The organism is Tepidibacillus infernus (assembly GCF_048898065.1).
GTDB classification, from domain to species: Bacteria; Bacillota; Bacilli; order Tepidibacillales; family Tepidibacillaceae; genus Tepidibacillus_B; species Tepidibacillus_B infernus.
Genome location: NZ_JBLWFI010000001.1, coordinates 250,966 through 263,723 on the forward strand (window position 1 = coordinate 250,966; position 12,758 = coordinate 263,723).

8 protein-coding genes, 1 pseudogene and 1 riboswitch are annotated in these 12,758 nt (G+C 36.7%); of the genes and pseudogenes, 8 read left to right on the top strand and 1 reads right to left on the bottom strand.

Annotation, left to right across the window (positions count from 1 at the left end):
• Positions 1-11: 11 nt before the first annotated feature.
• Positions 12-611: pseudogene (locus TEPIDINF_RS01260) on the bottom strand (squalene--hopene cyclase); the annotation flags it as partial.
• A gap of 116 nt (positions 612-727) precedes the next feature.
• Between TEPIDINF_RS01260 and TEPIDINF_RS01265 the strand changes: the two are divergent.
• From TEPIDINF_RS01265 to TEPIDINF_RS01300, 8 genes are all read left to right on the top strand, one after another.
• Complete coding sequence (locus TEPIDINF_RS01265; protein WP_421691208.1) at positions 728-859, top strand: hypothetical protein; 132 nt, start codon at positions 728-730, stop codon at positions 857-859.
• Positions 860-927: 68 nt separating this feature from the next.
• A complete protein-coding gene (uvrC, locus tag TEPIDINF_RS01270) occupies positions 928-2,700 on the top strand; it encodes an excinuclease ABC subunit UvrC (protein ID WP_082732328.1) in 1,773 nt (590 codons plus the stop codon).
• 77 nt (positions 2,701-2,777) lie between these two features.
• A riboswitch (Lysine riboswitch) is annotated at positions 2,778-2,964 on the top strand.
• A gap of 137 nt (positions 2,965-3,101) precedes the next feature.
• A complete protein-coding gene (locus TEPIDINF_RS01275; RefSeq protein WP_421691209.1) occupies positions 3,102-4,313 on the top strand; it encodes an aspartate kinase in 1,212 nt (403 codons plus the stop codon).
• Positions 4,314-4,806: 493 nt separating this feature from the next.
• Positions 4,807-5,448 (top strand): succinate dehydrogenase cytochrome b558 subunit, encoded by a 642-nt coding sequence (locus TEPIDINF_RS01280; RefSeq protein ID WP_407701940.1) that lies wholly within the window; start codon positions 4,807-4,809, stop codon positions 5,446-5,448.
• A 15-nt stretch (positions 5,449-5,463) separates the two neighbouring features.
• The gene (gene sdhA / locus TEPIDINF_RS01285; RefSeq protein WP_421691210.1) at positions 5,464-7,227 is read left to right on the top strand and encodes a succinate dehydrogenase flavoprotein subunit; all 1,764 of its coding nucleotides are present in this window, start codon (positions 5,464-5,466) and stop codon (positions 7,225-7,227) included.
• Positions 7,224-7,973, top strand: coding sequence for a succinate dehydrogenase iron-sulfur subunit (gene sdhB, locus TEPIDINF_RS01290; protein WP_068722970.1), 750 nt, complete (start codon positions 7,224-7,226; stop codon positions 7,971-7,973). Before sdhA ends, sdhB begins: the two co-directional genes overlap by 4 nt.
• A gap of 372 nt (positions 7,974-8,345) precedes the next feature.
• Positions 8,346-10,157 carry a methyl-accepting chemotaxis protein gene (locus TEPIDINF_RS01295; RefSeq protein WP_421691211.1) on the top strand — a complete coding sequence of 604 codons (1,812 nt, stop codon included), beginning with the start codon at positions 8,346-8,348 and terminating at the stop codon, positions 10,155-10,157.
• Between the two features lie 548 nt (positions 10,158-10,705).
• Positions 10,706-12,667 carry a sigma-54-dependent Fis family transcriptional regulator gene (locus TEPIDINF_RS01300; protein WP_068722974.1) on the top strand — a complete coding sequence of 654 codons (1,962 nt, stop codon included), beginning with the start codon at positions 10,706-10,708 and terminating at the stop codon, positions 12,665-12,667.
• Positions 12,668-12,758 lie beyond the last annotated feature (91 nt).

Sequence of the window (12,758 nt, forward strand, 5' to 3'; positions counted from 1 at the left end):
CAAATATATCTTTAGCTGTGATAATTAGTATAAAACACGTCTGCTAAACCGGCGCCCGTAGGATATGAGCTTCGCCAATCATTTTCAGATCCAAAATCGATCAAACGCTGTAGACCCTGATCAATAGCAGGTGTTGGCTTATCATAAACAGTAATTAAAGCATCTAATGCCCAGGCTGTTTGTGATGGTGTACTTGCATTAAGCGGAACATATTGTTTTACTATGTCACTTTTGCAGGATTCTCTCCAGCCGCCATCATCATTTTGTATTTCTAACAGCCATTTAGCGGCTTTTTTAATTGTCGGATGATTTGAACTAAGCCCCACTGCTTTTAGACCTGTTAATGCAGCCCAGGTTCCATAAATATAACTTATTCCCCACCTGCCAAACCAGGAACCATTCTTTTCTTGATTGCGAATCAACCATTTTACTGCCCTGATAATATTAGGGTAATTCAAATTAAACCTTGCATAATTGCCAAGAAACTCTAATGTTCTGCCTGTTAAATCTGCAATTGAAGGGTCAATTGTAATTGATTCAGTACCCTTTTGAACAAAGAATGTTAATATTTCTTTATTGGTATTCTTCTCAAAAGCAGGCCAGCCGCCATCAAGCCGAAAAAAGCAGCCACCCCCCTAAGTGGAGAAGTGGCAGACAAAATCTTATAGCAAGCATATAGAAGGGACACATACCCTTCACTAGTTAATAGTGAAAGGGGGTGAACCGAATGGAGAAAGTCTATATTACTTTAGCGATGATTGAAGTCGTCATTGGATTTCTTGAAAGAAGTCTGATCTTATTATTATATGCATACAAGTTTTATAAACATTTTTATTCTAGTCACACTTCGTTAAAATAGGTTAGTATTAAAATAAACTTGTCGAACTTGAAGGGAGAACTTAATTCATATTTGGTAGGTGAAAAAGATTGGATCACATCAAGGAAAAATTAACATTGCTTCCTGATAAACCAGGTTGTTATTTAATGAAGAATAATCATGGACAAGTTATCTATGTTGGAAAAGCAAAAGTATTAAAAAATCGTGTGCGTTCTTATTTTACTGGGAGTCATGATGCAAAAACCCAAAGGCTGGTTAATGATATTGTAGACTTTGAATATATTATCACTGATTCAGCGATTGAGGCATTAATCTTAGAGAACCATTTAATCAAAAAATATCGCCCTAAATACAATATCATGTTAAAGGACGACAAAACTTATCCCTATATTAAATTAACGAATGACGAACATCCGCGTTTAGAAGTGACACGCAAAGTATTAAATGATAAAGCAAAATATTTTGGCCCTTATCCTAATGCCGGTGCTGCACAGCAGGTTAAGAGGCTTTTAGATAAAATATACCCGTTAAGAAAATGTAAAACACTAAAAGATCGGGTTTGTCTATATTATCATTTAGGTCAATGTGTGGCTCCGTGTGAATTTAAGGTGGAGCATTCTACTTATGAAGAAATGACCCGAAAAATTATCCGTTTCTTGCAAGGGGATTATAAAGAACTAAAAAAAGAACTTCAGCAAAAAATGGAGAAAGCGGCTGAAAATTTAGAGTTCGAACGCGCAAAAGAATATAGAGATCAAATTAATGATATTGAAGCAATTATGTCCAAACAAGTGATTAGTTTAAATGATCGTGTCAATCGAGACATTTTTGGTTTTTATATAGATAAAGGTTGGATGTGTGTTCAAGTTTTCTTTATGAGGCAAGGAAATCTGATTGAACGGGATGTTTCTATTTTCCCTTATTATGGAGTACCAGAAGAAGATTTTATGTCCTTTGTTACACAGTTTTACTTTGAAAATCCTGTATTGCCTAAAGAAATTTTGTTGCCAGAATCATTAGACAAAGAATTGTTAGAAGAATGGTTACAAATTAAGATCCAACAGCCAAAACGAGGTCAAAAAAGAAAATTAGTAGAAATGGCGATTGAAAATGCGAGAATTGCTTTAGAAGAGAAGTTTAAAATGGAAGAAAAAAATATATCTAAAACAAGTCTAGCCATTGAACTTTTAGGTAAAAGTTTAGGGATTGCAACTCCACATCGTATTGAGGCTTTTGATAATTCCAATATTCAAGGTGTCGACCCTGTATCCGCTATGGTTGTATTTATTGATGGTAAGCCTGATAAATCGAGTTATCGAAAATTTAAGATAAAAACGGTTGAAGGACCAGATGATTACCATACGATGCAAGAGGTGATAAGGCGGCGTTACACAAGAGTGTTAAAAGAAGGTTTAAATCTACCAGACTTGGTCATCGTTGATGGCGGAAAATTGCAAATTAATGCTGCAGTTGATGTACTAGAAAATGAGCTTGGTTTATTTATTCCAGTAGCTGGGCTTAAAAAAGATGAACGACATAAAACAGCAGTATTGTTAATGGGTGATCCACCTGTTCCAGTATCTATGGAAAGAAATAGTCCGGAATTTTATTTATTACAACGAATTCAAGATGAAGTTCATCGATTTGCGATTACGTTCCACCGTCAAACCCATAAAAAAACGGTGTTTGCTTCGCAATTAGATCAGGTTCCAGGTGTTGGTGAAAAGCGGAAAAAATTATTATTAAAACACTTTAGCTCAATAAAGAATATGAAAGAAGCTCCTGTTGAGGAATTTCGCAAAATTGGAATTGGCGATAAATTAGCTAAAACGATTTTGGAAGCAATAAATACTGAAGAATAAGGGTTTACATTTCTTTACCGTATGATATAATAACTTCAAAATTTAATAGTATACCTCACTATAATCATATTTAGTTAAAGTGAGGTAGGGGCGCGAAATTCATGAGTCATCTTTTAGAGGAAGCGAATCTGATGAAAAAAGATAAAAGGGACTTTCGCCGAAGCCTATTTCTTCGCAGGAAGTAGAGCTGGGTCTACATTGAATAAGTGTAGGACTGTCATAGTTAAATGATCCCAAATTTAACTATGGAGAACTATCTTGACTATTTGGGGGTGGGGAAACTTTTATGTTGTGATTCACAACAGGAGTCTATTTCCTGTTGTTTTTTTATATTAAATTGTACAAAGTACAATTCTGCGAAACTAGAAGAACATCGCAATATGTTGGAAAGGGTGGAGAAAATGGGGATCGTGGTTCAAAAGTTTGGTGGCACATCAGTAGGTACAATTGACCGAATCAAAAACGTTGCAAAGATTGTTACGAAAACGAAAGAACAGGGAAATCAGGTAGTTGTGGTTGTTTCAGCGATGGGAGATTCCACTGATGACCTTCTAGACATGGCTCACCAAATCACGTCTACGCCGTCTTCAAGAGAACTTGATATGTTATTGACAACTGGAGAACAAGTCTCAATATCCTTGTTAGCAATGGCTTTGCAAGAAATAGGTTTTTCAGCAATTTCCTTTACAGGCTGGCAAGCAGGAGTAAAGACAGAATCAGTTCACAGTAAGGCAAGGATTACAGATATATCATCCGAGAGAATAGTACAAGAGCTAAAAAATGATAAGATTGTTATCGTTGCGGGTTTCCAAGGGGTAAGTGAGGAAGGGGAAATTACGACCTTAGGTAGAGGTGGATCTGACACAAGTGCTGTTGCATTAGCAGCTGCATTGAAGGCTGATCTATGTGAAATCTATACAGATGTAGATGGGGTTTATACAACAGATCCCAGAATAGAACCTAAGGCTAAAAAGCTAAAAGAAGTTAGTTTCGATGAAATGCTTGAATTAGCAAATCTAGGTGCAGTGGTTTTACATCCTAGAGCAGTAGAAAACGCGAAAAAGTTTGGTGTTCATTTGGTTGTAAGGTCCAGCTTGGTTCAGGTTGAAGGAACTGTAATAAAGGAGGAACATGGTATGGAACATGTAAAGGTAGTAACAGGTGTAGCCTATGATATGGATGTTGCCCGTGTACAGGTTATTGGCTTAGAAAACAAAATCAATGCTTTGTCTGATCTATTCTCTACATTGGCAAAAGAAAAAGTCAATGTAGATATGATTGTTACAAGTGATTATGGGGAAGACAAAATCAATGTTTCTTTTTCTATCACAAGCAGTGATTTACAACATACGTTAGCTATTCTGGAACGTTATGTGGGAGCCTGTACAATGATTAGTCATGAGGATCATTTAGCAAAGGTTTCGATCGTGGGGGCTGGGATGATATCTAACCCTGGAGTTGCAGCTAAAATGTTTGAGGTCTTAAGCAATGCAGATATCCCGATCAAAATGGTAACCACATCTGAGATTAAGGTTTCCTGCCTTGTTCCTAAGGAGTATGCTATTTCTGGAGTACAAGAATTACATCGTTCTTTTGAATTAGATCATGAATAGAACATACCAATTCTTTATCCCTCTTTTTACAAGAGGGATTTTCATTTGTTCCATTTTTTTCATAGAAAGGCATGGATGACGGAGCTCGATGTAATATACATTTCTACTATTTTCTGAATAATAAAATATTTTTTTATATTGAAGGAATTATCATATTTCTAAAGAATAAATATTAAGAAGACTAAAACTTGTACATGATTGAACAAAGACTTTATATAACTTTTCTCAAATTTTCTAAAAAAGCGAATAAAAGCCGATATAACCAGTTTTTTGTGGGAAATAAACAATTAATCTAACTCTACTTATTCTTGACGCTTTTAAAAATGAAGGCGTACAATGAAAATGTCAAAAAATTTTCATTTTTTTGGTTTCACCATTGAAACTAAAGAGGGAATAGATTGTTAAATGAAAAAAAGGGGGTAAGGTTATAGGTTAAGGTAAGGTCTAGGGTGTTTTAAATGTCTTCTTTCATTTTAAAAGGGGGGAAAGTGATATTATGGCAACAACGCATTTTTTTAATCGCAAATTGCACTCTTTATTAGGAATCATTCCTGTAGGTGTATTTTTGTTGATTCATTTAACGGTGAATTATCAAGCAACCAAGGGTCCTGAAGCCTTCAATAGTGCAGCTGGTTTTATGGAAAGTTTGCCCTACTTGGCAGTACTAGAATGGGTATTGATCTTTTTACCACTTTTATACCATGCGATTTATGGACTTTATGTGGCTTTCCAAGCAAAACATAATGTAAACAATTATGGATATTTCCGAAATGTAATGTTCTTCTTACAAAGAATGACAGGGATTGTCACCCTTATCTTTGTTGGCTGGCATGTATGGGAAACCCGTGTTCAAATGGCACTTGGCACAGAATTAAATTATGAATTAATGGCTAACATTCTTAAAAATAATTGGGCTTTTGTCTTTTATTTGGTTGGAGTGATTTCAGCAGTATTCCATTTTGCCAATGGTATGTGGTCATTCTTGGTAAGCTGGGGTATTACGATTGGACCACGTGCTCAAAGAATTTCTACATATGTTTGGATGGTTGTTTTCGTAGCAGTATCGATTATCGCTGTTTCCGCATTATTTGCTTTTGTCAATCCAGTATACGTCGAACAAGTAAATTTAGGGTAAAGGGGGAGCGAGAACATGAGTAGTAGTCAAAGGATCATTGTAGTTGGTGGAGGATTAGCAGGCTTGATGGCTACCGTCAAAGCTGCTGAAGCAGGTGTGCACGTTGATTTATTTTCATTAGTACCAGTTAAGCGCTCTCATTCTGTTTGTGCGCAGGGTGGTATCAATGGTGCAGTAAATACAAAAGGTGAAGGAGACTCACCTTGGGTTCACTTTGATGATACGGTTTATGGTGGGGACTTTTTAGCAAACCAACCCCCAGTTAAAGCGATGGCTGAGGCAGCTCCTGGAATCATTCATTTATTTGATCGCATGGGAGTTATGTTTAACAGAACACCTGAAGGTTTACTTGATTTCCGTCGTTTTGGTGGAACACAACACCATCGTACTGCATTTGCTGGTGCAACAACAGGTCAACAGCTTCTCTATGCAACAGATGAACAGGTTCGCCGTTGGGAAGTTGCAGGCTTAGTTACTAAATATGAACATTGGGAATTCCTCTCTGTTGTTTTAGATGATGAAGGAAGAGCAAGAGGAATTGTAGCACAAGATTTAAGAAGCATGGAAATCCATACCTTTGCTGCTGATGCCGTCCTTCTAGCTACTGGCGGTCTTGGGATGATCTTTGGAAAATCGACAAACTCTGTTATTAACACTGGTTACGCAACTAGTGCAGTATATAGACAGGGAGCGATTTATGGAAACCCAGAATTTATTCAAATTCACCCTACAGCGATACCAGGGGATGATAAAAATCGACTCATGTCCGAGTCAGCTCGTGGTGAAGGCGGACGTGTTTGGACATATAAAGATGGAAAGCCATGGTATTTCCTAGAGGAAAAATATCCTGCATATGGCAACCTTGTACCACGTGATATTGCAACACGTGAAATTTTCCATGTTGTTGTCGACTTAGGTTTAGGTGTGGATGGAGAAAATAAAGTTTACCTTGATTTATCTCATAAAGATCCTAAAGAATTAGATATTAAACTAGGTGGTATTCTAGAAATCTATGAAAAATTTGTTGGGGATGATCCAAGAAAAGTACCAATGAAGATTTTCCCAGCCGTTCATTATTCAATGGGTGGTTTATGGGTAGATTACGATCATATGACTAATATTCCTGGATTATTTGCAGCAGGTGAAGTAGATTACCAATATCATGGAGCAAACCGTTTAGGAGCTAACTCATTATTATCTGCCATCTATAGTGGTATGATTACAGGTCCAAAAATGGTTCAATATATTAAAGGGTTGAAAAAATCTGCTGCCGATGTTTCCAAACAATACTTTGAAGACCAAAAGAAACTAGAAGAGCAGAAATATAACGATATCTTAAATCTAAAAGGAAATGAAAATCCATATAAGCTTCATGAAGAGTTAGGAAAATGGATGACTGATAATGTAACCGTTGTACGTTATAATGACCGCTTACTCAAAACAAATGAGAAACTATTAGAATTGATGGAACGTTACAAGAAAATCAATATTGATGATGCTGCAAAATGGAGTAACCAAGCAACAGCATTTACACGTCAGTTAGAAGGTATGCTTGTATTAGCTCAAGCGATTACGATGGGAGCTTATAACCGTAATGAAAGTCGTGGAGCACATTATAAGCCAGATTTCCCAGATCGTAATGATGAAGATTGGCTAAAAACAACCAAGGCCAAGTATACTCCTGATGGTCCTGTTTTTGATTATGAACCAGTAGATGTCTCTTTGATCAAGCCTAGATTAAGAAACTACGCTGTATCGAAGGAGGAGACAGTAAAATGAGTGAAAAAACAATTCATCTAATTATCACTCGTCAGGATGGGCCAGATAAACCATCCTATACAGAAGAATTTAGAGTTCCTTATCGACCTAACATGAACGTGATTAGTGCTTTAATGGAAATACAAAAGAACCCAGTGAATGCTAAGGGGGAAAAAACGACCCCAGTTGTTTGGGAAATGAACTGCTTAGAAGAGGTATGTGGAGCTTGTTCAATGGTGATTAATGGTAAGCCAAGACAATCTTGTAGTGCCTTAATCGATCAATTAGAACAACCAATTCGCTTACAGCCGATGAGCACTTTCCCAATCATTCGCGACCTAATGATTGACAGAAGTCGGATGTTTGATGCGTTAAAACGAGTAAAAGCATGGATTCCGATTGATGGTACCTATGATTTAGGGCCAGGACCCAGGATGCCAGAAAAAACAAGACAATGGGCATATGAATTATCTAAGTGCATGACTTGTGGGGTTTGTTTAGAGGCATGTCCAAACGTAAATAGTCATTCACCATTTATTGGTCCAGCCCCGATCAATCAAGTTCGACTATTTAATGCCCATCCAACTGGAGCAATGAATGCAGAGGAACGTTTAGAGGCTATTATGGGAGAAGGAGGAATTACCGATTGTGGTAACTCACAAAACTGTGTTCAGTCATGTCCAAAGGGTATTCCTTTAACCACATCCATTGCTGATCTAAACCGTCAAACAACCATTTATTCATTTAAACGTTTCTTAACAAATTAAACTAATTACATCTTTATTATAAGAACCTATGAGGTTTTTACCTCGTAGGTTCTTCTTTTTAAAAAAATAAGAAAATATAACTTTCTTCCACTTGTCATTTAGGGGTTTGTATATTCCATAAGCTGCGACATAGCGTGACTAGCAGCTTTAGCTGTGTAGCACGACTTGTACACTTTGTGTGCCTTCAGAAGTGCCCTTCTCTCCGTAATCTTTATTTATAGAAGGGCACGGATGACGGAGCGCGATGGAATATACAAACATTTTCTTATAGGTTCTCTAAAAGAGGATTTTGTAAAAATATGTAGAATTTAATATTTTTAAAGATAATTTTGGAAATAGAAATAGAGATGAAGACATAAGGGAGGACAGGGCGTGAGAAAAAAATTATTTAGTCTACCAAACTTAAAGCTAAAAGAAAGATTTAACAAGCTAATGTCAAGTAAACCATTAAACAAAAACGGGTCTAAAAAAAATAGCGAGACTAAAAGTAAGAAAACTAATTTTATCTCAGTCAAAGCAAAAATACTAGTTAGCTTCTTAACGGTAGTCATACTGATGGCTTTTGTGAGTCTTTTTGCATTATATCAAATGATACAGATCCAAAAAAGCTATGAAGATATTGTTCAAAATGACATGAACACAATGATAGAAGCCCAAGAATTAGAATCAAATATTATAAGGGAATTATCTTACATTCAAAAACTAGGACTGACAAAAGATGAAAGATTAATTGATCAAATTGAAAAATTAAAAACAGAGAACCACAAAAAGTTGAATGAATTAGTAACAAAGCTAAGGACAGAAGCCGACCAAAGAGAATTTAAAAAACTACAGATCATTTATACAAATTATAATGAAATTGAAAAACTAATGATTGAGGCTGCTCAACAAGATGATATTAGAGAATTTGTCTCATTAATGGACAAAAAAATGGCAGAAACCTTAGCAGACAAAATGATGAATAATGTGGAGATTATTAAACAGGGAATCTTTGAACAGCAACAAATAGATAACGATAAAGTCAATCACATTAGACAATTGGTATTAATTACAACCTTAATCACCATTTTATTAGCGGTTGCCATTGCAATTGTTTTTGCCAGAATGATATCTACTCCAGTTAAATTATTAGATAAACATGCAAGCCTGATGGCAGATGGAGATCTAACTCAACAAATACCCAATATTAAAAATAATGATGAGATCGGCCATTTAGTTCGTACATTTGAATATTTACAAGAACAATTAAAACAAATGGTAGCAAAAATTCAAGTTCATGCCGAACAAGTAGCATCTACCTCTGTAGAATTAGCAGCAAGCACAGAACAAACCACACAATCGACTGAGCAAATCTCACTCACCATGCAAGAGATGGCCGCCAATTCAGATACTCAGGTGGTCAATGTTCAAGAAACCGCTGAATTTATTGATCAATTCCAACAAGGAATTGTACATATTACTGAAAACGCGAATGATGCAAGCACAGGTGCAGCAAAAACATCTACATTAGCAAATAACGGAATGAATATGCTAAGAGAAACAATTAAGCAAATGAATGGAATTGGAAAAACAGTAGATCAATCAGTGAACGTGGTAACAAGATTAAATGAACGCTCACAAAAGATTAACGAAATCGTCGATCTCATTACCAATATCGCAGATCAAACAAACCTATTAGCATTAAATGCTGCCATTGAAGCAGCAAGAGCAGGGGAGCATGGAAGAGGGTTTGCCGTTGTGGCAGATGAAGTAAGAAAGCTTGCCGAACAATCCGGAAATGCAGCAAAAAATATTGCAGGGATGATTATAGAGATCAAAGAAGATACGACCAAAGTAGTTCAATCGATGACAAAAGGAAATGATGAAGTAAAAGAAGGAATTCTTGCTGTCGAGAAAGTAAATATTGCTTTTGAAGAAATCTTAACATCGATTCAGCATGTTGCGTTGACAAGTGATAGCACATTGAATGCGGCAAAGGCAATGGAACAATATGTAACTAAGGTGATTTCAGCAATAGAAGAAATGAAAAAAGGAATTGAAGGAAATGCAAGTTTTACCCAAACCGTAGCAGCAGCATCTGAAGAACAAAATGCTTCAATGGAAGAGGTACGTTCATCAATTGAGTCACTTTCTTATATGGCAGAAGAATTGCGGGAATTGATCAACCAATTTAAAATTGCTTAAAAAAACAAGTGCTATATCTTAAAAAGATATAGCACTTTGTCGTTGTGCGCCATGCATGGCGATTAACTTGGTGGTGAAAGTCCACTATGGGAGTTACGTAGTTACCAACCATTAGACTAATGCAAGGGTGTCCATCGTGAGGTGGAATTTGATTATGCTGTGGTTTGGTTCTGCTTTAAACACATTAGGAAGATGGGCTTCTCGTATTTTTTTACTTTTTATTATCAATTTTTTAATTATCTGGAGAGTTTGTGACTTAAGATAATACCTATTTGAAATGAAAGTATTCTTTGAACTTTATTCTGAGGTTTTGGATAAGAAGGAAGGATCAAGGACAGTTGAAAAGTTGGATAGAGTGTTCCAAGTCCATTCAAACCTTTTTATGATGAAGGCCATTCTGAAGATGTGGGATGAAATATTTTTTACGGGTTAACAATTTATAAATGTCCAGAGATACAGAAATACCGATTTAAATTGTTTAGTTAAATATTTAAAAATTCTGTAAATTTATATATACTAAAGATAGTGGGTATTTGGAGGTGATTTTTTTGCGTGATAAAGAGCAGTTGAAGAAAATTTGGGAAGAATTTGTATATGAGGGAAAGCAGGCCCCTGCTCTCAATGAAATAGTAAGAGAGTCGTGGCTTCGGTCCCTCTCTCTAGGGGTGGATCCATTTCAGGAAAAAGGAAAAGATGTGCTTCCAAAACATGAACTTCAGCGCCTCCAGAAATATAACCATTCACTTATAGAGACATCCCTCCCATTAATGGACAGCTTATATTCTATTGTAAAAGGTTCAGATTTTCTTGTCATTCTTTGTGATAAGGACGGGCGTCTCATTAAGGTAATAGGAGATGCGGAGACATTGGATAAGGCAGAAAAAATTAATTTTGTAGAAGGGGCAGACTGGAGTGAAAAAAATGTAGGAACAAATGCGATAGGAACGGCTATTGCTATCGATAAACCAATCCAGATTTTTGCTTCTGAACACTATTCAAAATCATGTCATCCTTGGACATGCTCCGCAAGCCCAATTCATGACACCTCTGGGAACATATTAGGTGTTCTGAATATGTCAGGTTCATTTGAAAAGGTGCATTCCCATACGCTGGGGATGGTTGTTTCAACAGTGAAGGCTATAGAGAATCAGCTGGAAATTCAAGAAAAAACACAAAAGAATAAAATGATGAAAAGTCTTCTTGAAGCAACAACCGACACTCTTTCAGATGGGATGCTGATCATAGATAGGAACGGAGTTATTATCAAAACAAATCGAAAGCTTCATGAGATTGTCGGGTTACGAGAAGAATATTTGCTCGGAAAGCCAGTTAATCATGTATTTGCAAATAAAACCTTCAGCAAAATTGTGGAAACCAGTTTAGAAGTGCAGGATAAGGAATTGAAATTAAAGATGATCAATCCAAATGGAAATTCAATCCACGTTCTGATTAATTCAAAACCGATTTTTCAACAAAACCGGATGATCGGGAATCTAGTCACTGTAAAGGAATTTCATAAAGTCCGTCAGTTTATTAACCATTTGTCAGGAAACCAGGCAAAGGTTACCTTCGAGGATATTATTGGAAACAGTACTGCTCTTCTACGTACAAAAGAGGAGGCTATGCTAGCTGCTAAGTCTGAATCAAACGTTCTTCTTATAGGTGAAAGCGGCACAGGTAAGGATATTTTTGCGCAGGCCATTCACAATGAGAGTCGTAGAAGTAAGAAGCCGTTTATTGCGATAAACTGTGGCGGAATTCCGAGAGATCTGCTGGGAAGCGAGCTCTTTGGTTACGAGGAGGGTGCGTTTACCGGTGCTAGAAAAGGGGGGAGCGCTGGTAAGTTTGAACTGGCTGACGGAGGAACGCTTTTTCTTGATGAAATTGGTGAAATGTCTTTGGAAATGCAGGTTCTATTGTTAAGGGTGTTGCAGGAAAAAGTAGTGGTCCGCATTGGCGGACACAGAGTGATACCAGCTGATGTAAGGATTATTGCTGCAACAAACAAAAATCTTCAAGAAGAGGTAAAAAAGGGTAGCTTCCGAGAGGATCTCTTTTTCAGACTGAACGTGATCCCACTTATGCTGCCGCCATTAAGGGAAAGAAAGGAAGATATACCCTTGCTGGTAAAATATTTTTTAAGCAAATTGTCGTCCAGATTGGATAAAACAATAGACCATATTTCGTCACAGTTTATTCAACAGCTGATGGCGTACCAATGGCCGGGAAATGTAAGGGAGCTTCAAAACATTCTCGAGCGCTCAATTGTCAGAACGAAGCGAAATATTCTTGAAAAAGATACTTTGCCGGAAGAATTGCAAATAAGTGGAATGAATACCAGTGAAATTCGCATTTTTCACAAACAGCTTCCAAAAAAAGATGAGATTAAGAGAGAAGCCCTTATTCATTCAATCCGCCTCTGTGAAGGAAACTACAGCCGTGCAGCGAAATATCTTGGTATTTCACGGAGTACTCTTTACAGGCAAATGGATAAGTTTGGCATACGTTAAAAGTTATACTGTCCTATTTCGGTACAATGTGTCATTACATATGATACAAACTGTTTCAAAATGGGACAGTTTATTTTTTTTTTCTTGATTC